This is a genomic window from Ruegeria sp. YKSD163 (genome assembly GCF_059612905.1).
This window is the reverse complement of record NZ_JBXWRM010000002.1, coordinates 291,531-310,368: the sequence shown is the minus strand read 5'-3', so window position 1 is coordinate 310,368 and position 18,838 is coordinate 291,531. Positions and strand designations below refer to the sequence as shown.

Sequence of the window (18,838 nt, the reverse complement as noted above, 5' to 3'; positions counted from 1 at the left end):
TTTCCGGCCCGCCCCCAAACGCAAACGGCGCCCCCTTGCAGGGGCGCCGTTTCGTTTTGTCGTGACAGGGGGCGTCAGGCGGCCGATTTCGCCTCGGGGTCGAAGCGGCCATAGAAGCTCTGGCCCTTGTCGGCCATTTCGCGCAGCAGCGGCGGGCAGGCGAAGCGCTCGCCGTATTTCGCCGCCAGCTGGTCGCAGCGGTCCGCCGCATAGGGCGTGCCGATGATGTCGATCCAGCTCAGCGGGCCGCCCGACCAGGGGGCAAAGCCCCAGGCCAGGATGGCGCCCACGTCGCCTTCGCGGATGTCTTCCAGCACGCCTTCCTCCAGCGCGCGGACCGCTTCCAGCACCTGGGCGAACATCAGGCGTTCCTGCACCTCGATCAGGTCGGGCTGTTCCTCGGCCAGCGGGTATTTGTCCTGGAGGCCTTTCCAATAGCCGGTGCGCTTGCCCTTGTCGTCATAGTCGAAGAAGCCCGCGTTGGCCTTGCGGCCCATCCGCCCCAACTCTTCCATCCAGAAGATCAGGTCATCCGCCGGGCTTTCGGGATAGGCATCGCCCATTGCCGCCTTGGTTGCGCGCGCGATCTTGGCGCCGAGATCGATCGACGTCTCGTCGGTCAGCTGGATCGGACCCACCGGGAAACCCAGCTGCCGCGCCGCATTGTCGATCAGCACCGGCGACACGCCTTCGGTGATCATCCGCGCGCCTTCGTTGACATAAGGGATGATGCAGCGGTTGCAGTAGAAGAAGCGCGCATCATTGACCACGATCGGGGTCTTCTTGATCTGGCGCACGTAATCCAGTGCCTTGGCCACCGCGCGCGGTCCGGTTTCCTTGCCCTTGATGATCTCGACCAGCAGCATCTTTTCGACCGGCGAGAAGAAGTGGATGCCGATGAACTGCTCGGGGCGAACGCTTGCCTTGGCCAGACCGGTGATCGGCAGGGTCGAGGTGTTGGAGGCAAAGATGCACTCCTCGGGGATGATCGCCTCGACCTTCTTGGTCATCTCGGCCTTTACACCCGGATCCTCGAACACCGCCTCGATGATCAGGTCACAGCCTTTCAGCGCGTCCAGATCCGGGGTGGCGGTGATCAGGCCCAGCATCGCCTCTTTCTTTTCGGCGGTAACCTTGCCGCGCTTCATCCCCTTGTCGAGGTAAGCTTCGGTATAGGCCTTGCCCTTGTCGGCGGCAGCCTGGTCACGGTCGATCAGCACGACCTCCATGCCCGCCTGCGCGCTGACCAGCGCGATGCCCGCGCCCATCATGCCCGCGCCCAGCACGCCCAGCTTTTTCACGCGCTGGTCGGGGATGTCCTTGGGCCGCACGGCGCCTTTTTCCAGCGCCTGCTTGTTGATGAAGAGGCTGCGGATCATGGCCGAGGAGGAGGGGTTCATCAGCACATGGGTGAACCAGCGCGCCTCGATCCTGAGTGCGGTGTCGAAATCGACCAACGCGCCCTCGTAGATGGCGCTCAGCAGTGCCTTGGGGGCAGGGAAGGCGCCCTGGGTCTTGCCGTTGACCATGGCCGAGGCGCCGACAAAGGTCATGAAACCTGCCGGATGATAGGGGGCGCCGCCGGGCATCTTGTAGCCCTTGGCGTCCCAGGGTTTCACCAGGTCGGCATCCTTGGCGTTCAGCACCCATTCCTTGGCCGCGGCAACCGGGTCGTCAGACAGGGCATCGACCATCTGCGCGCCCTTGGCCTTGGCCGGATCCATCATCTTGCCTTCCAAGAGGACCGGGGCCGCCGCCATGGCGCCCACCATGCGGGAATAGCGGATGGTGCCGCCGCCGCCGGGGAAGATGCCCAGCAGGATCTCGGGCAGGCCGATCTTGGCCTTGGGGTTGCTGGTCATCACCCGGTGATGACAGGCCAGCGCGATCTCGGTGCCGATCCCGGCGCAGGTGCCGTTGATGGCGCAGGCCACCGGCTTGCCGCCCTTCTTGGTCTTGGGGTCCATGCCCGCCAGTTCCAGCTTGCGCATGATGCGGTGGCCGCCCATGACAAAGTCAAACAGGCCCTGCGCCGGGTTTTCGCCCGCTTCCTCGCGGATCACGGCCAGCGTGTTCAGGTCCATGCCACCGGCAAAGTCGGACTTGCCGCTGGTGATGACGATGCCCTTGACCTCGTCATCGGCCAGCGCCTGATCGACCAGGCTGTCGACCAGTTCAAAGGCCTCGCGGGTCATCACGTTCATCGACTTGCCTTGGGCGTCCCAGGTGATGAAGGCGACGCCGTCGGCGTCCTTGGTCAGCGTAAAATCACTCATTGTCGTCTCCGATCTGGTCAGCCGTCAGCGGGCTGCCATCCTTGCGGGTGAAAGCGAAGCCCGAGGCATCCTGTTTCACCATCATGTCCATATCGCTGTAATAAGCGGTCTCGGTCGGGGTCCGCGTGCCCACCACCAGGAAGGTGGCGGGCGCATCGGTGCGATTGACGAACTGGTGCCCGTTCGGGTCGCCAGCGGGAAAGGCGGCGCAGTCGCCCGGGACCATCGGATGCTCGTCCTGATCGTCGACCAGAACCAGCGCACCCTCGGTCACCATGACGAACTCGTCCTGCTCCATGTGGTAATGGCGCAGCGACGACATCGCCCCGGGTTCCAGCCGCACGAGGTTGACACCGAACTGGCTCAGCCCGCCGGCATCGCCCAGGCGCAGGCTGGATCGGCCATCCATGGCCGCGTTCAGCCGACCCGGATAGACCGAGCCGATACGCCGTTCGATACTGTCGAGGTCCAGTTTCGGCATCACACGCGCTCGATGATCGTGGCCGCGCCCATGCCGGACGCGATGCAGAGCGTTGCCAGACCGGTTTCCAGGTCACGACGCTCCAGCTCGTCGAGCAGGGTGCCGATGATGATCGCGCCGGTGGCGCCCAGCGGGTGACCCATGGCAATCGAGCCGCCGTTGACGTTGACCAGCGCCGGGTCGACATCGAACGCCTGCTGGAAGCGCAGGACGACCGAGGCAAAGGCCTCGTTCACCTCGAACAGGTCGAGATCGCCGATCTTCATGCCGTTGTCCGCCAGGATCTTCTCGGTCACCGGCACCGGGCCGGTCAGCATGATGGTCGGATCGGTGCCGATCTTGGCGGTGGCCTTGATGCGCGCGCGCGGCTTCAGCCCGTATTTCTCGCCGAATTCCTTGCTGCCGATCAGCACGCCGGCGGCCCCATCCACGATGCCCGAGGAATTGCCCGCATGGTGGATATGGTTGATCCGCTCCAGATGCGGATATTTCAGCATCGCGATCTTGTCGAAGCCGGGCATCTGCTCGCCCATCATCTGGAAGGCGGGGTTGAGGCCGCCCAGCGACTGCATGTCGGTGCCCGGACGCATGTATTCGTCATGATCCAGGATGGTCAGCCCGTTCTGGTCGCGCACGGTGATGACCGATTTGGAAAAGCGGCCCTCGTCCCAGGCCTCCTTGGCGCGGCGCTGGCTTTCCATCGCCAGCGCGTCGGCCTGGTCGCGGGTGAAGCCGTATTCGGTGGCGATGATATCCGCCGAGATACCCTGCGGCACGAAATAGGTCTCCATCGCGATGCTGGGATCGACGGCGATGGCGGCGCCGTCGCTGCCCATGGCCACGCGGCCCATCATCTCGACCCCGCCGGCGATATAGGCATCGCCCGCGCCACCCTTGACCTGGTTGGCGGCCAGGTTCACCGCCTCCATGCCGCTGGCACAGAACCGATTGATGGCAAGGCCCGGGATCGACTGGTCGAGATCCGAGGCCAGCACCGCGGTCCGCGCCAGGCAGCCGCCCTGTTCCATCACCTGGGTCACGTTGCCCCAGATCACGTCCTCGACCGCGTGACCTTCGAGATTGTTGCGCTCTTTCAGCGCGTTCAGCGTCAGCGCGCTGAGGCGCACCGAGGTCACCTCGTGCAGGCTGCCGTCTTTGCGGCCCTTGCCGCGCGGGGTGCGCACGGCGTCATAGATATAAGCTTCGGTCATCTTGGTCTCCTCAAGCGCGATCCGACGGGTTGCCGGGCATCAGGTCATAGGGGTGTTTCCAGCCGGGCAGGGCGGCGATGCGGTCCAGCCAGGCGTCGATATGGGGCCAGTCGGCGCGGTCAAAGCCGAAAGGTTCGGGATAATAGAGATAGCCGCAGCAGCTGAGATCGGCATTGGTGGGGCCATCGCCCACGATCCAGTCGCGGCCCTCCAGATGGGCGTTCAGCGTGGCATAGGCGGCCTTGAGCCGGCCCTGGTTGAACGCGATCACCTCTTGCGGGCGTTTGTCCTCTGGCAGGAAGTTCATCAGGAAACGGGTCAGCCCGGCCATCGAGCTGAGTTTGTGGTTGTCCCACAGCACCCAGCGCAGGATCTCGTAATTCTCTTCACGGGTCTTGCCGCCGAACTTGCCGGATGCCTCGGTCACATAGGCCTGGATCGCGCCAGATTGCCCGGTCTTGAAATCGCCATCGACCAGCACCGGCGCCTCGCCCAGCGCGTTGATATTGGCGCGATACTCGGGCGTTCGGGTCTCACCTCCGAAGAAGTCGACAAAGACCGGTTCCCAGTCCAGACCCGAGAGTTGCAGCGCCAGCGCCGCCTTGTAGGAATTGCCGCTTTCTCCGAAGCAGTAGAGTTTGATCGTCATCGTCGCCTCCCTTGGCCAATGTCGCGGCGGGGGTTTCACACCCCCGCACCCCCGTGGAGTATTTCCGGCGAAATGAAGCGCGGGCCTCTTTACCGGGCATTAAGGTTAATCTGGTCTGTTTTTGGCTGCGGTACAGGCTGGAGAGCCGATGACCGCGCGGAGTGAAGCCCCGCCGTCCCGCCTGCGTTCCGCCTGGCGGTCGGGCCGGAGGGCGGGGTGGACACGCATGTTCTTCATTCCGCTGCAAATACTCTCGCCGAAGGCGCCTTTTACCGCTTGCGGTCGTCGAGCTCGGCGTTGAACAGGCGCAGCCGGTGGGTCAGATTCTCCTCGTTGATCACGCTGTTGAAATTCTCGAACAGAAAGGACAACGCCTCGCCTTCGTCCAGACCGGCCTCGCGCGAGAAGCTCTTGAGGCGGCGATAGCCGTCTTCGGTCATCGCAACCGGGAAGCGGCGGGTCAGGCGGAAACGTTTCGGCATCGGGCTCTCCTGTCGGGCTGGGGTGGGTGGGCATCGCTGCCCACCCGGCAGCTTAGAAGTTCGCCGCGTCCAGGGCCATGACCGTTTCGGCGCCGGTCTGGATGCGGGTCAGGTGCATGGCGGTGGCGGGCAGGCGGCGGGCCATGTAGTAACGCCCGGTCGCGATCTTCGTCTCATAGAAAGCGGTGTCCGAGGCGCCGCCAGCCAGCGCGGCACGGGCGGCCTTGGCCATCTGCGCCCACATCAGGCCCAGGCAGACGTGGCCGAACATGTGCATGAAGTCATAGGAGCCCGACAGCGCGTTGTTGGGGTTCTTCATGCCGTTCTGCATGAAGTACATGCCAGCGGCCTGAAGATCCTTGGACGCCGCTTTCAGCGGTTCGATGAACGCCTTGTCATAGGCCTCGTCCTGACCGGCGTTTTGCTTGCAGAAGCTCTTGACCAGCTCGAAGAAGGCCATCACGTGCTTGCCACCGTCCTGGGCCAGCTTGCGGCCCACCAGATCCAGCGCCTGCACGCCATTGGCGCCTTCGTAGATCATCGCGATACGGGCGTCGCGGGTGTATTGCGACATGCCCCATTCCTCGATGTAGCCATGGCCGCCATAGACCTGCTGGGCCTGCACGGTCATGTCATAGCCCTGATCGGACAGGAAACCCTTGATCACCGGGGTCAGCAGCGAGACCAGCCCGTCCGCATCCTTGTCGCCGGCGCGGTGGGCGGCGTCGATCAGGGTTGCGCCCCACAGCAGGAAGGCGCGGGCGCCCTCGGTGAAGCTCTTCTGATCCATCAGGTTGCGACGGATGTCGGGGTGCACGATCAGCGGGTCGGCCGGGCCCTCGGGGTTCTTGACCCCGGTCACGTCGCGGCCCTGAAGCCGGTCCTTGGCATATTCCAGCGCGTTCTGGTACGCGGCGTCGGCCTGGGCCAGGCCCTGCATGCCGACACCCAGCCGGGCCTCGTTCATCATGGTGAACATGGCGCGCATGCCCTTGTGTTCCTCGCCCAGCAGATAGCCGGTGGCGCCGTCATAGTTCATCACGCAGGTCGAGTTGCCGTGGATGCCCATCTTTTCCTCGATCTTGCCGACCGAGACCGCGTTGCGGGCGCCAAGCGTGCCATCCTCGTTCACCATGAACTTGGGGACAATGAACAGCGACACGCCCTTGATGCCCTCGGGGCCGCCGGTGATCTTGGCCAGCACCAGGTGCACGATGTTGTCGGCCATGTCGTGATCGCCCGACGAGATGAAGATCTTCTGGCCGGTGATCTTGTAGGAGCCGTCGCCTTGCGGCTCGGCCTTGGTGCGCATCATGCCCAGATCGGTGCCGCAATGGGGCTCGGTCAGGTTCATGGTGCCGGTCCATTCGCAGGACACCATCTTGGGCAGATAGGTGTCCTTCTGCGCGTCGGTGCCATGGGCCAGGATGGCCGAGGCGGCGCCATGGGTCAGGCCCTGATACATGGTGAAGGCCTGATTGGAGGCCGAGAACATCTCGCCCACGGCGGTGCCGATCACCTGGGGCATGTTCTGGCCGCCATATTGCTCGGGCATGTCCAGCCCGGTCCAGCCGCCTTCCTTGACCTGTTCAAAGGCCTCCTTGAAGCCGGTCGGGGTATAGACCACGCCGTTTTCCAGCCGGCAGCCCTCGGTATCGCCCACGATGTTGAGCGGGTGCAGCACGTTGGTCGCGATCTTGCCGGCCTCTTCCAGCACGGCGCCGGTGAAATCGGCGTCCAGTTCGGCATAGCCGGGGGTGTCGGATTGCGAGACCTTGAGAACGTCGTGCAGGATGAACTGCGTGTCCTTGGTGGGGGCGGTATAGATGGGCATGGGTGGCTCCCTGAAGTCGTGGGTCTGGTGTCGGATCAGGCGGCTTATTCGGCCGCCTTCTTGGTGTCTTTCATCGAGGCAAGCACCTTCTCGCCCCAGCGCAGCTGTTCGCGCAGGTCGTCGATGGCCTGGGTCAGCTCGTCGCGCTGGGCTTCCATATCTGCAAGCCGCTCGTGCGCGATCTCGTAGGTGCGGTTCAGCTGCATGTGCTGCTGATCGCCCACGTGATAGAGATCCAGCAGCTGGCGGATCTGCTCAAGGCTGAAGCCGAACCGTTTGCCACGCAGGATCAGCTTGAGCCGGGCGCGGTCACGTTTGGTGAACAGGCGCTTCTGACCTTCCCGGACCGGGAACAGAAGCTCCTTGGATTCGTAGAACCGCAACGTGCGCGGCGTCACGTCATAGGCGTCGCACATTTCGCGGATGGTCATCAGGTCTTCGGTCATTCTCTCAATCTCTCGTCGCTGGCGTCATGGCAGAGAGGTGATCAGCTTGCCCGCCGTTTACAACATTCAGTTGACGTTGACGTAAGCTGAACGTCACGTCACTTTTTTGCTGACGTAAGATCAAGTCGCGGAAGGCGCGTTTGACGACATTTCCTTACCCAGCGGAAGCCGCGTCCGAGCTGCGTTTCGCGGCCGGAACGGGCGGTAAAGATGCGGAATCAGCGTCCGGTGGCACCGCCGCGTGGCCCGCGGTAGAAGTCGCTGCGCGCCTGACGGCGGGCGGCGATCTCGCGGTCCCATTGCGCCTGATCGACGCCGGCAGGCGCGGTGCCGTAGCCGGTTGGACCGGGATCACAGGCCGCCAGTGCAATGGCCGCGATCATCAGGGTCACAAGGAGTGCAGGGTTCGGCATCTGATCCTCCCGCTCAGGCCCCGCCGGCAGGTGCAGGGCAGAGACCAGCCTGCGCCAGGCAGGGATCAAAGGCAACCCAACGGCGCGCGCGCCCGGATCACGTTTTCGGCAAGGAGCGGTTTACTTGATGCCTTTGGCGGTTTGTTCGCGCAGCTGCTGCAACTCGCTCATGGCTTCTTCCAGTTGCTGCTGTTGCAGGCGCAATTCGTTCATCTGGCGGTCGGCCATTTCGACAAAGGCGGTCATCTGCGCCTGGTTGCCTTCGTCTTCGTAGATCAGCAGCCACTGACGGATTTCTTCCAGCGCAAATCCAAAGCGTCGGCCGCGCATGATCAGCTTCATCCGCGCCCGTTCGCGGGCGCCGTAATAGCGGGCACGCCCCTCGCGGTCGGGCTGGAGGAGTTCGATATACTCGTAATATCTGAGCGTGCGCGGGGTCACGTCGAACTCGGCGCACATCTCCTTGAATGACAAACGCGTCTCGGGCATGTCCAATCTCCTTGCCCGCAACCTAGGGGCTTGCGATTTCCAGCGCAACTGCCGGGCTTGCCCTTTGTGTCGCGGCCTGCTCATAAAGGAGCGGAACTAAGGCGGGATCGCAAGCGCATGACAGACAAGGTGAAACTGGCCCGGCAATTCATCCAGGCGATACCCCATGCCAAGGCGCTGGGGCTGGAGTTGACCCATATCGGTCAGGGCGAGGCCGAGATTTCCATGCCCTACAACCCCGATCTGGTGGGCGATCCGCGTACCGGCGTCATTCATGGCGGCGCGGTGTCGGCGATGCTGGACACCTGCTGCGGCGCCGCAGTCATGAGTCACCCCGCAGCGCCGGGCGGAACTGCGACAATCGACCTCAGGATCGACTACATGCGGGCCGCGACCCCGGGGCAGACCATCACCACTCGCGCCACCTGCCATCATATCACGCGCAATGTGGCTTTTGTTCGTGCTGTCGCCACCGATGACGATACCGACCGTCCCGTCGCCACCGCGGCGGGAGCCTTTACCGTGGAGGGGCGCTGAGATGACGCGCAAGCGACCCGAACCGATGCAGGTGGTCAAGCAGCGCCGCGATGCCGCGTTGAACGCACTTGTCAGCGGGGTGCCCTATATCCGCTTTCTGGGCATCACCTTCGACCGGCGCGGGGACGAGCTGACAGGGGTGCTGAATTTCGATGACAAGCTGATCGGCAACCCGTTCCTGCCTGCCATCCATGGCGGGGTGACGGCGGCTTTTCTCGAGGTGACGGCAATCATCACCCTCAGTTGGGCGCATCTGTTTGAACGGATCGAGAGCGGTGACCTGGCGCCCGAGGATATCCTGACCGACGAGAATATGCGCTTTCCCAAGACCATCGACTTTACCATCGACTACCTGCGCTCGGGCCTGCCGCGCGACGCCTATGCGCGCGCCTATATCAGCCGGGCCGGGCGGCGCTATGCCTCGGTCCGGGTCGAGGCCTGGCAGGACCACCACGACAAGCTCTATGCGCAGGGGACCGGGCATTTCCTGATGCCGCAGGATCCCAAACCCGAAAGCTGAGCGTACATGTCCGACGCGGCCCCGATCACGCATCAGCGGGTTCTGAAGATCGCCGTTCCGATCATGCTGGCCAACATGACCGTGCCGATCCTTGGCGCGGTGGATACCGCCGTGGTGGGGCAGATCCCTCAGGCCGCGCCCATCGCCGCCGTTGGCGTCGGCGCGATCATCCTGTCGGCGATCTACTGGATCTTCGGCTTTCTGCGCATGGGCACCGCCGGGCTGACTGCGCAGGCCCATGGGGCAGGGCAAGAGGGCGAGGTTGCTGCCCTGCTGACCCGCTCGCTGATGATCGGTGTGGCGGGCGGCATTGTGCTCATTCTGCTGCAATTGCCGATCTACTGGGGCGCCTTGGCCGTCAGCCCGGCCAGCGCCGAGGTCGAGACGCTGGCGCGTGGCTACATGTCCATCCGCATCTGGTCGGCGCCTGCCGCCATCGCCATCTACGGCATCACCGGCTGGCTGATCGCGCTGGAGCGCACCCGCGCGGTGCTGGTGCTGCAACTGTGGATGAACGGGCTCAACATGGGGCTGGACCTGTGGTTCGTGCTTGGCCTCGGCTGGGGCGTCAACGGGGTTGCCTTTGCCACCTTTCTGGCCGAGTGGACCGGGCTCGCCTTTGGCCTCTGGCTCTGCCGCGATGCCTTTCTGAACCCGCGCTGGCGCGACTGGGCGCGAGTGTTCGAGGCCGCCCGTCTGCGCCGCATGGCGGTGGTCAATACCGATATCCTGATCCGCTCGATGCTGCTCCAGGCGATCTTTGTCAGCTTCCTGCTGCTTGGCGGGCGGTTCGGAGATGTGACACTGGCGGCCAACCAAGTGCTGCTGCAATTCGTGCATATCACCGGCTATGCTCTCGACGGCTTTGCCTTTGCCGCCGAATCTTTGGTGGGTCAGGCCTTTGGCGCCGGAGCCGTGGCCCGGCTCAGGCGCGCGGCGTGGATGACCAGCCTCTGGGGACTGGTGCTGGCACTGTTGCTGGCGGTGGTGTTCTGGGCGCTTGGCCCCTGGCTGATCGACGTGATGACCAAGGATCCGGCGGTGCAACTGGCGGCGCGCGGCTATCTGGCGTGGATGGTGGCGGCGCCGCTTCTGATCCTGGCGCTGGTGATGTTCGATGGCATCTTCATCGGCGCCACCCGCTCGGCCGACATGCGCAACATGATGGCACTCTCGGCGGCGATCTATTTTGCCGCGGTCTGGCTGCTGATCGAGCCCTACGGCAATCACGGCCTGTGGATGGCGCTGACGATTTCCTTCATCGCGCGCGGCATCACGCTGGGCCTTCGCTATCCGGCGCTGGAGCGCGCGGCGGTCAGTCCAGCAGGCTGAGCATATCCTCGGGCGGCCGCCCGATCACCGCCCGGTCGCCCTTGATCGCCAGCGGGCGTTCGATCAGCACCGGGTTTTCCGCCATGGCGGCCAGCAGCACCGCGTCGGGGTCGCTCTTTTTGAGGCCCAGTTCCTTGAACCGCGCCTCGCCGGTGCGCATCATGTCGATGGCCGCAACCCCCAGCGCCGCCTGGGTGGCGCGCAGCTCCTCAAGGCTGGGCGCATCCTCCAGATAGCGGCGCAGCTCGATCTCGGCGCCGCGCTCTTCGAACAGCGCCAGACCCTGCCGCGACTTGGAACAACGCGGATTGTGCCAGTATTCGATCACAGCCAGTCCTTTCTTCCGGTTCCCACCGCCTCGGCGACCGAGGCGAAGCCGTCCCTCGCCAAAAGCGCATCAAGCCCCTGCGCGATCTCACTCGCCAGCGCCAGACCGCCATAGACCATGGCGGTATAGAACTGCACCGCCGACGCGCCGGCGCGGATCTTGGCATAGGCCTGTTCGGCATTGCTGATGCCGCCCACGCCGATCAGCGGGATCGCCCCATCGGTCAGCGCCGACAGCCGCGCCAGAACGCGGGTCGATTTGTCAAACAGCGGCGCGCCCGACAGCCCGCCCGCCTCATCCTTGTGGGCGCTGTGTAGCCCCTCGCGCGACAGGGTGGTGTTGGTGGCAATCACCGCATCCACGCGCGTATCCCGCGCAACGGCGGCGATATCGGCGACCTCGTCTTCGCTGAGGTCCGGCGCGATCTTCAGGAACACCGGGATCGGTCGCGCCAGCGCATCGCGCGTCTCGATCACGCCGGAAAGCAGCGCCGTCAGCGCCGCGCGCCCTTGCAGGTCGCGCAGCTTCTCGGTGTTGGGAGAGCTGACGTTGACCGTCGCGAAATCCAGATGCGCGGCGCAATGCGCCAGCACGCGGGCGAAATCGCCGGGCCGGTCGGTGCTGTCCTTGTTGGCCCCCAGGTTGAGGCCAATCACCGCATCGCTAGGGCGTTTGGCAAGCCGCGCGGCAATCGCCTCCATCCCCTGGTTGTTGAATCCGAACCGGTTGATCGCGGCGCGATCCTCGGTCAGGCGGAACAGGCGCGGGCGCGGGTTGCCCGGCTGCGGGCGCGGCGTGGCCGCCCCCACCTCGACAAACCCGAAGCCTGCGCGCGAAAGCGGTGCCAGCGCCTCGGCATTCTTGTCGAATCCAGCCGCCAGCCCCACCGGGTTGGGCAGGTCCAGCCCCGCTACACGGGTGCGTAAACGGGGTGAGGTGACCGGGCCGGGCAGGGGCACCAGCCCCGCCTTCAGCGCCTTGATCGACAGCCCGTGCGCGGTTTCTGGGTCCATCCGGTGCAGGGCCGCCAGCCCCAATCTCTCGATCATCTTCATCCGAAGCTTGTGCCCCCTATGCCGGGTTTGGTGCGGATCAGGCGCGAGGTTGCGACCGCCGCCTGCCGGTGGACCACCGCCTGACGATAGGCGGGATCGGTCACCATCTCCAGAAACGCATGTCCGCTGGGATAGCGGGCGATGAACATCTCGTCCCAGACCTCGTCGCCGGGGCCGATCAACACGGACTGGAATGCGCCGCGCCAGACGATCGAGGCGCCCAGCCGCGCGATGATCGGCGCAGTCTCGCGGCCATAATTGCGATAGGCCTCGGCCCCGCTCAGCCCGGCACCGGCCAGCGCATGGCCCTCGGGATAGGCGGCGTGGTCGCGGAACTTCACCAGGTTCAGCATCTCGATCGGGTGGTCGCGATCCAGCACCTTGAAGGCCTCGAACTGGGCGCGGTCGGGGTCGATATAGCCTGTCATGTCATCTCCTGCGGGAACTGATGCACTCCATCCACCAGCGGCAGCGGCTGCGACCAGACCACATCCGAGAGCCGCAATTCGCGGTAAAGATGCGGAAACAGCGCGCCGCCGCGCGACACTTCCCATTTCAGCGCATCGTCCATGGCGTCCGCCTCGCAGGCCAGCAGAACCAGCCCCTCGGCCCCGGCGAAATGTTTCGCCGCCGTTTCCGCCGCCTGCTGGGCGGTCGAGAAATGCACGAACCCGTCGGCCAGGTCCACCGGCGCCCCGGCACTCTGGCCGTCACGCTCCAGCGCCGCCCATTCGTCGGCGCGAAAAATCTTGTAGATCAGCATGGCCCGGTGATGCCTTGGGCAGGGAGAGGAATCAAGCGCGATTTCCCTCACGAGACCTTTGACTCCGCTCAATTCCGCGCGCACCATCGCGCGCAATAACAACAGGGAGCAATTCGATGATCACCCGTTTTCTGACTTCGGTCGCGGCGCTGGGCCTGACCGCGGGCATGGCCGCCGCCGAGTACAAGCTGACCATTCTGCACACCAATGATTTCCACGCCCGGTTCGAGCCGATCAGCAAGTATGACAGCGGCTGCGGGGCCGAAGACAATGCCGAAGGCAAGTGTTTCGGTGGCACCGCCCGTCTGGTCACCGCGATCGAGGCCGCGCGCGCGCGAGCCGGAAACGCAATCTTGGTAGATGGCGGCGACCAGTTCCAGGGCACGCTGTTCTATACCTATTACAAGGGCAAGGTTGCGGCCGAGTTCATGAACAAGCTCGGCTATGACGCGATGACCGTGGGCAACCACGAATTCGACGACGGCCCCGAGGTGCTGCGCGGTTTCATGGATGCGGTAAGCTTTCCGGTCCTGATGTCCAATGCCGATTTCAGCGGCGAGGAACTGCTGGCCACCAAGCTGTTGAAGTCGACGGTGATCGAGAAGGGTGGTGAAAAGATCGGCCTTATCGGCCTGACGCCCGAGGATACCCATGAACTGGCCAGCCCCGGCCCGAATATTTCGTTCTCGGACCCGGTGCCTGCCGTGCAGGCCGAGGTCGACCGGCTGACCGCCGAGGGCGTGAACAAGATCATCGTGCTCAGCCATTCGGGGTATGGCACCGACCAGCGCGTCGCGGCGGAAACAAGTGGTGTCGATGTGATCGTGGGCGGGCATTCGAACACCTACCTGTCCAATGTCTCGGACAAGGCCTCGGGCCCCTATCCCACCGTGGTCAACGGGGTGCAGATCGTTCAGGCCTATGCCTATGGCAAGTTCCTTGGCGAGCTGAACGTCACCTTTGATGACGCCGGAAACGTCACCGAGGCGGTGGGCGAGCCGCTGATCATGGACGCCGCCGTATCCGAGGACGCCGCCACCGTCGCACGCATCCAGGAACTGGCCGTGCCGCTCGAAGAGATCCGCAACAAGGTCGTCGCAAACGCCGCAGCCCCCATCGAAGGCAGCCGCGATGTCTGTCGGGTGCAGGAATGCCAGATGGGCAATCTGGTCACTGACGCCATGCTGGAGCGCGTCGCCGATCAGGGTGTCACCATCGCCATCGCCAATTCGGGCGGCCTGCGCGCATCGATCGACGCGGGCGACGTGACCATGGGCGAGGTGCTGACCGTGCTGCCGTTCCAGAATACGCTGGCGACCTTCGAGGCCTCCGGGGCCCTCATCGTCGAGGCGCTGGAAAATGGTGTCAGCCAGGTTGAAGAGGGCGCGGGACGCTTCCCGCAGGTCTCGGGCATCACGTTTACCTGGGACGGTGCCCAGGCGCCGGGCAGTCGCGTTGTCGAGGTTATGGTGGCCAGCGAGGACGGGTATGTACCGCTTGACCCGGCAGGGACCTATCTGGTGGTGACCAACAACTATGTCCGCAATGGTGGCGACGGCTATGCCATGTTCTCGGGCGATGACAAGAACGCCTATGACTACGGGCCCGATCTTGCAGATGTGACAGCAGAGTATCTTGCCGCCAATGCGCCTTATCAACCCTATGTGGACGGGCGGATCACCAAGAAGTAAGCGGCAGACCCCGACCTAGCCCAATTCGGGCCAGAGCCGGGGGTCGAGCCCCGCGATGAAGGGCGCAAGCATGGCCTCATGCTTGCGCCATTTGCCGACCGAGCGCATATGCACCGGCTGGCGCAACTGGCTGGCGCTGAGTGTCAGCACCTGGCCTGCCGCCTGATCGGGTCGCGCCATCTCGGGCACCCAGTCCAGACCCAGATGTGCGGCCAGCCGGTGGCTGGCGCCCTCCACATCCGCCACCAGATCCTCGTAAGCCAGATCCAGAATGCGGCCCGGGAACACGGCATGCCAATGCGCCATCATCCGGGCATAAAGGTTAAATCGATGCGCCATGGCGCTCAAGTCATAGGCATAGTTCAGCGCCGAGCCTGCCAGATGCGCCTGCCACAGCGACAGCGCCACATCGCGCGGGTCGCGCCGCAGGTGGATCACCCGCGCATCCGCCCGCGCCGTCAGCAGGAACCCCACCAGCCGATAGTTCTCGGGCATCTTGTCGGTATAGAACCGGGTGCCCTCGGGCAGGGCGGGCAGGCTCTCGGCCTCACCTTGGCGGAAGGTCGCGCGGGCCTGATCATCGAATGGCAGGCTGCCGTTGATCAAGGGGGCCAGCAGCCGACCCGGCGCGATGCGCTCGCCCAATGGATGTACCGCCGGATGCGCTCCCAGCATCGCCTCGGTCAGAGAGGTGCCGGATCGCGGCAGGCCCAGCACATAGACCGGCGCCACACCGTCGCCCGGTCCGTCATAGTCCGCGCCCGGTTCAAACCGCGCCATCAGCGCCTCGCTCAGCCGCGTGTCGGCCCCGGCGTCATAGGGCATCAGCCGTGCCATCGTGGCATTGGCACGGGTCAGGTGTTTGGCAAACCCGTCCTCGTCTTCCGCTTGCGCGGCGATCCGGGCCAACGCGAAATGCAACTGCCCCTTGGCCGGGCCGCTGTCATCGGCGGCCTTCAGCGCCGCCAGCGCCTGTGGGATCAAAGCGGCGTTTTCCGCACCTGAATTGATCTGCGCCAGTTGCTCCAACGCCTCAGGTTGTCCCGGCGTAATCTCCAGCACCGCCCGGTACTGTTCCTTGGCGGCCTCGGTCTGACCCTGCTCCACCAGCCGCATCGCCAGCGCCAGCCGTGCCGGAACATGGTCCGGGGCCAGTGCCACCGCCTGCTCTGCCGCCGCACGCGCCGCTTCCGGCCGGTCGGCACGCGCCAGCGGCAGCGACAGCGCAATCAGCGCCTCGACATTGCCTGGTTCCAGCTCTGCCGCGCGTTCGAGATCGGCCAGTACCCCCGCCTCGTCACCTGTTTGTACCAACAGCCGTGCCCGCAGCAGATACCCGCGCGCCTGCCCCGGAAACAGCGCGATGACCCGGTCCACCGCAGCTTTCGCTGCCACGTCATCGCCCCGTGCCATTCCAACCTGCGCCAGCAGCGCCCAGGCCCCAGCGTCCTGCGGGTTCGCATCGGTCAGCCGCCGCAGATGCATGTCGGCCTCGTCCGTGCGGCCCAACAGCACCAGCGTTTGTGCCAGGTTCCGCCGGGCGTCGTGGAAATCGGGGGCAAGCTTCAACGCCAGCTGGAAATGCGGCAGTCCGGCCTTGTGCCGGCCCAGGCCGCATTCGGCGATCCCGGCGATGTTCATCCAGCCGGGATGTGTCTTGTCGGCTTTCAACCCCTTGCGGGCCAGTCGTTGAGCGGTGCGGAAGTCGCCGCCCTGGACGGCGCGCTGTGCCTGAGAGATGTCGTTCTGCACCTTAAACTGTCTCCGTTACAAGATGAGCACAGGTTTAGGGTGCAAGGCGCGGGGCCGCAACCGCCGCGGCCTTGGACACGCGGGTTGACGCAGGGCGGGAAGATCATATAATTAACGTAATAGTTAAATAAAGGGTGCCCCATGAAATTGCATGTCTTTCCTCCGTCCCCGAACTCTCGCAAGGTGCTTGTGGTCAACGCTCACCTTGGCCTGAATCTGCCGCTCGAGATGGTCAATCTCGCCACTGGTGAACAGCACGTCCCGGGATTTGTTGCCCTCAACCCAAATGCCAAGGTGCCGGTGCTGGAATCTGATGACGGCAGCACGCTTTGGGAATCGAACGCCATCATGGCCCGGCTCTGTGCCGAGACGGAAACCGCGCTTTGGCCGAAATCCGAGATCCGCTATGATATCCTGCGCTGGCAGTACTGGGAGACTGCGCATTGGACGCCTGCGCTCTCGCCGTTTATCAGCCACCATATCTTTGGCCAGATGGATGCCGATCTGGAAGCCGCCACCACGCAGACCGCCAGATACGGGGCCGTTCTCGATACGCATCTGGCCGGGTGCGACTGGCTGGTTGGCGGCGGGGTAACGCTGGCCGACATCTCGGTCGCCTGCATCCTCAGCCTGCGCGATCAGTGCCAGTATCCGCTGGACGGCTTTGCCAATATCCACCGCTGGATCGCTGCGGTCGAAGCACTGCCGGCCTGGCAGATCGCCGAGGCTCAGGTGCAAGAGGTGCTGGCCAAGGTGCAGGCGGCCTCGTAACCTGCCGCCATGTGCGGACGGATCGCCAATACCCTGCCCAGCGACGCCATGGCGCGCCTGTTTCAGGCGCAGCCGGCCAATGACCTGCCATCGGTGCCGAACTACAATATCTGCCCGACCAACCCGGTGCATGTGGTGCGGGCGGGGCCGGGCGGGCGACACCTGTTGGCGATGCGCTGGGGCTTCCTGCCGCACTGGTACAAGACCGAAACCGATGGCCCGCTGCTGATCAACGCCCGGGCCGAGACGCTGGCCGAGAAACCTGCCTTTCGTGCCGCCTGCCGCCAGCGACGCTGCCTGATCCCGGCCACGGGATTCTATGAATGGACGCGACCGAGCGGAGACGTGCGCCTGCCCTGGTACATCCATCGCCGCGACGGTGCGCCGATCGCCTTTGCCGGGATCTGGCAGGACTGGGGACCCGAGGGCGCGCGCCAGCCCACCTGCGCCATCGTCACCACCGCCGCCAACAATCATCTGGGTAAGCTGCATCACCGGATGCCGCTGATCCTGGAAACCGAAGACTGGCCGCTCTGGCTGGGGGAGGCGGGCCATGGCGCTGCCCGGCTGATGCATCCCGGCGCCGAGGAGGTGCTGGACTATCACCGCGTCGACCCGGCGGTGAATTCGAACCGCGCCAGTGGGCCGGATTTGATCGAACCCTTCGACGGGTGATCTTTCGCCCGTTCGCAAAGGGCGCTACACCGCGCGCATGGCTCTTGAATTCACCACGCTCCCGCAGCTCTATGCGCATGGCTATGACGCCGTCATCGACGTTCGCAGCCCGGCGGAATTTGCCGAGGATCACCTGCCCGGCGCGATCAACCTGCCGGTGCTGGATAACGAAGAACGCGCCCGCGTCGGTACCATCTACAAGCAGCAAAGCCCGTTTCTGGCGCGCAAGCTGGGCGCGGCGCTGGTGTTCCGCAACGCCGCGACCCATGTGGAGCAGAGCCTGTCCCATCACGAGGGCAACTGGAGACCACTGGTCTATTGCTGGCGTGGCGGGCAGCGGTCCGGCTCGTTCACCTGGATGTTGCAACAGATCGGCTGGCGGGCCGAGGTGGTGGCGGGCGGGTACCGCAGCTATCGCCGACTGGTGAACCGGTACCTCTACGACGATCCGCTGCCGCACAGGCTGGTGGCGCTTGATGGGTTCACCGGCACCGCCAAGACCGAAATCCTGGCCCGGCTGCCGGCGCTGGGCGTCCAGATGCTGGACCTCGAAGGGCTGGCCAATCATCGCGGTTCGCTGCTGGGGGCGCGTCCCGGCGGCCAACCTGGGCAGAAGGCGTTCGAATCGGCGCTGGCGGCGGCGCTGTGCAGGCTCGACCCAGCGCGCCCGGTGGTGGTCGAGGCGGAAAGCTCCAAGATTGGCGAACGGATCCTGCCGCCCAGCCTTTGGGCCGCGCTCTGCGCCGCGCCCCGGATCGAGATCGAGGCCCCGGTTGCCGCCCGCACCGCCTATCTCACCGCCGCCTATGACGATATCCTGTCGGATGCCGAGACCCTGACCGCCCGGCTCGACCCGCTGCGCTATCACCGGGGGCATGCGGTGGTCGAGGGCTGGCTGGCCCTGGTCGCGGCATGTGACAAACACGGGGTCACTCGCGCCCTGATGGAGCAGCATTACGACCCGGCCTATCGCAAATCCCGCGCCAGCCATGCGGTGCAGGTTGCGGCGTGTCTGCGGTCTGACACACTCGACGATGCAGGCATTGCGGCGCTGGCGGAACAGGTGGCCGCAGCGCTGGATAACCTCTGACTGCTGCAAGTGGGGGCGCTGCCCCCGTCGCGGCGGGCCGCGA

At 64.9% G+C, this 18,838-nt stretch carries 21 protein-coding genes; 7 read left to right on the top strand and 14 right to left on the bottom strand.

What is annotated here, in order from left to right; all coding sequences use genetic code 11:
• Nucleotides 1-74: 74 nt before the first annotated feature.
• From AC2FNA_RS04310 to AC2FNA_RS04270, 9 genes are all read right to left on the bottom strand, one after another.
• A complete protein-coding gene (locus AC2FNA_RS04310; protein WP_496824736.1) occupies nucleotides 75-2,276 on the bottom strand; it encodes a 3-hydroxyacyl-CoA dehydrogenase NAD-binding domain-containing protein in 2,202 nt (733 codons plus the stop codon).
• The gene (locus AC2FNA_RS04305) at nucleotides 2,269-2,757 is read right to left on the bottom strand and encodes a cupin domain-containing protein (protein WP_496824734.1); all 489 of its coding nucleotides are present in this window, start codon (nucleotides 2,755-2,757) and stop codon (nucleotides 2,269-2,271) included. Before AC2FNA_RS04305 ends, AC2FNA_RS04310 begins: the two co-directional genes overlap by 8 nt.
• Complete coding sequence (locus AC2FNA_RS04300) at nucleotides 2,757-3,968, bottom strand: acetyl-CoA C-acetyltransferase (protein WP_496824732.1); 1,212 nt, start codon at nucleotides 3,966-3,968, stop codon at nucleotides 2,757-2,759. Before AC2FNA_RS04300 ends, AC2FNA_RS04305 begins: the two co-directional genes overlap by 1 nt.
• Nucleotides 3,969-3,978: 10 nt before the next feature.
• The gene (locus tag AC2FNA_RS04295) at nucleotides 3,979-4,617 is read right to left on the bottom strand and encodes a glutathione S-transferase family protein (protein WP_234138841.1); all 639 of its coding nucleotides are present in this window, start codon (nucleotides 4,615-4,617) and stop codon (nucleotides 3,979-3,981) included.
• A gap of 269 nt (nucleotides 4,618-4,886) precedes the next feature.
• The gene (locus AC2FNA_RS04290; RefSeq protein WP_234143398.1) at nucleotides 4,887-5,099 is read right to left on the bottom strand and encodes a hypothetical protein; all 213 of its coding nucleotides are present in this window, start codon (nucleotides 5,097-5,099) and stop codon (nucleotides 4,887-4,889) included.
• 52 nt (nucleotides 5,100-5,151) lie between these two features.
• Nucleotides 5,152-6,933 (bottom strand): acyl-CoA dehydrogenase C-terminal domain-containing protein, encoded by a 1,782-nt coding sequence (locus tag AC2FNA_RS04285; RefSeq protein WP_496824730.1) that lies wholly within the window; start codon nucleotides 6,931-6,933, stop codon nucleotides 5,152-5,154.
• A gap of 44 nt (nucleotides 6,934-6,977) precedes the next feature.
• On the bottom strand, nucleotides 6,978-7,379 hold the full coding sequence (locus tag AC2FNA_RS04280) for a MerR family transcriptional regulator (RefSeq protein ID WP_234170547.1): 402 nt from the start codon (nucleotides 7,377-7,379) through the stop codon (nucleotides 6,978-6,980).
• A gap of 218 nt (nucleotides 7,380-7,597) precedes the next feature.
• Complete coding sequence (locus AC2FNA_RS04275; RefSeq protein ID WP_234138844.1) at nucleotides 7,598-7,792, bottom strand: hypothetical protein; 195 nt, start codon at nucleotides 7,790-7,792, stop codon at nucleotides 7,598-7,600.
• 120 nt (nucleotides 7,793-7,912) lie between these two features.
• A complete protein-coding gene (locus tag AC2FNA_RS04270) occupies nucleotides 7,913-8,281 on the bottom strand; it encodes a MerR family transcriptional regulator (protein WP_234138845.1) in 369 nt (122 codons plus the stop codon).
• A gap of 117 nt (nucleotides 8,282-8,398) precedes the next feature.
• Here AC2FNA_RS04270 and AC2FNA_RS04265 point away from each other — a divergent pair, with 117 nt between their 5' ends.
• The 3 genes from AC2FNA_RS04265 to AC2FNA_RS04255 are packed head-to-tail and all read left to right on the top strand — an operon-like array spanning nucleotide 8,399 to nucleotide 10,670.
• Nucleotides 8,399-8,818: a PaaI family thioesterase gene (locus tag AC2FNA_RS04265; RefSeq protein WP_234138846.1), complete on the top strand. Its 420-nt coding sequence runs from the start codon at nucleotides 8,399-8,401 to the stop codon at nucleotides 8,816-8,818.
• A gap of 1 nt (nucleotide 8,819) precedes the next feature.
• On the top strand, nucleotides 8,820-9,338 hold the full coding sequence (locus AC2FNA_RS04260) for a PaaI family thioesterase (protein ID WP_496824728.1): 519 nt from the start codon (nucleotides 8,820-8,822) through the stop codon (nucleotides 9,336-9,338).
• A gap of 6 nt (nucleotides 9,339-9,344) precedes the next feature.
• Nucleotides 9,345-10,670, top strand: coding sequence for an MATE family efflux transporter (locus tag AC2FNA_RS04255; RefSeq protein WP_496824726.1), 1,326 nt, complete (start codon nucleotides 9,345-9,347; stop codon nucleotides 10,668-10,670).
• Here the strand turns inward: AC2FNA_RS04255 and arsC are convergent.
• Genes arsC through AC2FNA_RS04235 form a run of 4 tightly spaced genes read right to left on the bottom strand, consistent with a single transcriptional unit; the run spans nucleotide 10,654 to nucleotide 12,816 of the window.
• On the bottom strand, nucleotides 10,654-10,998 hold the full coding sequence (gene arsC / locus AC2FNA_RS04250; protein ID WP_496824724.1) for an arsenate reductase (glutaredoxin): 345 nt from the start codon (nucleotides 10,996-10,998) through the stop codon (nucleotides 10,654-10,656). The two genes, AC2FNA_RS04255 and arsC, sit on opposite strands and share 17 nt — an antisense overlap.
• Entirely contained in the window at nucleotides 10,995-12,053 is a 1,059-nt protein-coding gene (locus AC2FNA_RS04245; protein WP_496824722.1) for a quinone-dependent dihydroorotate dehydrogenase, read from the bottom strand. The genes arsC and AC2FNA_RS04245 overlap by 4 nt, the downstream gene beginning before the upstream one ends.
• The gene (locus AC2FNA_RS04240; protein ID WP_496824720.1) at nucleotides 12,050-12,481 is read right to left on the bottom strand and encodes a DUF1330 domain-containing protein; all 432 of its coding nucleotides are present in this window, start codon (nucleotides 12,479-12,481) and stop codon (nucleotides 12,050-12,052) included. Before AC2FNA_RS04240 ends, AC2FNA_RS04245 begins: the two co-directional genes overlap by 4 nt.
• The gene (locus tag AC2FNA_RS04235; RefSeq protein ID WP_496824719.1) at nucleotides 12,478-12,816 is read right to left on the bottom strand and encodes a DUF952 domain-containing protein; all 339 of its coding nucleotides are present in this window, start codon (nucleotides 12,814-12,816) and stop codon (nucleotides 12,478-12,480) included. The genes AC2FNA_RS04240 and AC2FNA_RS04235 overlap by 4 nt, the downstream gene beginning before the upstream one ends.
• Before the next feature lie 116 nt (nucleotides 12,817-12,932).
• Between AC2FNA_RS04235 and AC2FNA_RS04230 the strand changes: the two genes are divergently transcribed.
• Complete coding sequence (locus AC2FNA_RS04230; RefSeq protein WP_496824718.1) at nucleotides 12,933-14,507, top strand: bifunctional metallophosphatase/5'-nucleotidase; 1,575 nt, start codon at nucleotides 12,933-12,935, stop codon at nucleotides 14,505-14,507.
• Between the two features lie 15 nt (nucleotides 14,508-14,522).
• Here the strand turns inward: AC2FNA_RS04230 and AC2FNA_RS04225 are convergent, their stop codons facing one another.
• Nucleotides 14,523-16,259 carry a sulfotransferase family protein gene (locus AC2FNA_RS04225; RefSeq protein WP_496824716.1) on the bottom strand — a complete coding sequence of 579 codons (1,737 nt, stop codon included), beginning with the start codon at nucleotides 16,257-16,259 and terminating at the stop codon, nucleotides 14,523-14,525.
• 141 nt (nucleotides 16,260-16,400) lie between these two features.
• On the opposite strand from AC2FNA_RS04225, the gene AC2FNA_RS04220 reads away from it, so the two are divergent.
• From AC2FNA_RS04220 to mnmH, 3 genes are read left to right on the top strand one after another with little or no spacing between them, the layout of a single operon-like run.
• The gene (locus AC2FNA_RS04220) at nucleotides 16,401-17,030 is read left to right on the top strand and encodes a glutathione S-transferase family protein (RefSeq protein ID WP_496824714.1); all 630 of its coding nucleotides are present in this window, start codon (nucleotides 16,401-16,403) and stop codon (nucleotides 17,028-17,030) included.
• Between the two features lie 9 nt (nucleotides 17,031-17,039).
• Nucleotides 17,040-17,705, top strand: a complete 666-nt coding sequence (locus AC2FNA_RS04215; RefSeq protein WP_496824712.1) for an SOS response-associated peptidase — start codon at nucleotides 17,040-17,042, stop codon at nucleotides 17,703-17,705.
• 37 nt (nucleotides 17,706-17,742) lie between these two features.
• Nucleotides 17,743-18,795: a tRNA 2-selenouridine(34) synthase MnmH gene (gene mnmH / locus AC2FNA_RS04210; RefSeq protein WP_496824711.1), complete on the top strand. Its 1,053-nt coding sequence runs from the start codon at nucleotides 17,743-17,745 to the stop codon at nucleotides 18,793-18,795.
• The last annotated feature ends 43 nt before the right edge of the window (nucleotides 18,796-18,838 follow it).